Raw genomic sequence first — 628 nt, 5'->3', positions numbered from 1 at the left:
AGCCTGAAGGCGCTGGCGGCCCTGCAGGGCAAGACGATTAAGCAGTATGCTCTGGAACGCCTGTTTCCTGGTGATGCTGATGCTGATCAGGCTTGGCACGAACTGAAAACGCTGCTCGGAAATCGTATTAATGAGGGGCTTGCGGGGAACATATCCACCCGGAACGTCAGTGAAATTCTGGATGAAGAACTGACCGGTGATCGTGCTTGACGGCCTACGTCCTCACGGCAGAAGCAGAAGCCGACCTGCGCAACGTCATCCGCTAAACACGCAAGCAGTGGGGCGCTGCGCAGGTGCGTCGCTATATTGCCAGGCTGGAACAGGACATCGCCAGCCTTGCCGCCGGACAAGGCTATTTCAGGGACATGAGCGAACTGTACCCCTCACTGCGGATGGCACGTTGCGGACATCACTACGCCTTTTGCCTGCCACTTGAGCGCCGCCCCGCCTTGGTCTTGGCGATTTTTCACGAACGCATGGACCTCATGACGCGATTGTCTGATAGGCTTCGTGCGAGAGAGCCTTAAAGGATTCCGGCCGCTCTCCGGCCTTCAAACACTACGTCACCGTTCTGTCCAACATTGGAGGAGCTTTGCAGGGGGGATCAATCGATGCTCCGCGCTAACTA

At 57.2% G+C, this 628-nt stretch carries 1 protein-coding gene and 1 pseudogene; both read left to right on the top strand.

Translation table 11 applies throughout. The annotated features are described in order from the left end of the window. Nucleotides 1-210, top strand: a 210-nt coding sequence (locus RCF13_RS12795; protein ID WP_308141235.1) for an antitoxin, incomplete at its 5' end; no start/stop codon positions are given. Further along, nucleotides 207-527: pseudogene (locus tag RCF13_RS12790) on the top strand (type II toxin-antitoxin system RelE/ParE family toxin). The gene RCF13_RS12795 and the pseudogene RCF13_RS12790, both read left to right, overlap by 4 nt. The last annotated feature ends 101 nt before the right edge of the window (nt 528-628 follow it).

The organism is Stenotrophomonas maltophilia group sp. RNC7, assembly GCF_030910085.1.
GTDB classification, from domain to species: domain Bacteria; phylum Pseudomonadota; class Gammaproteobacteria; order Xanthomonadales; family Xanthomonadaceae; genus Stenotrophomonas; species Stenotrophomonas sepilia.
Note: the sequence above shows the minus strand (reverse complement) of the source record. Positions and strands in the feature narration are given on the sequence as shown.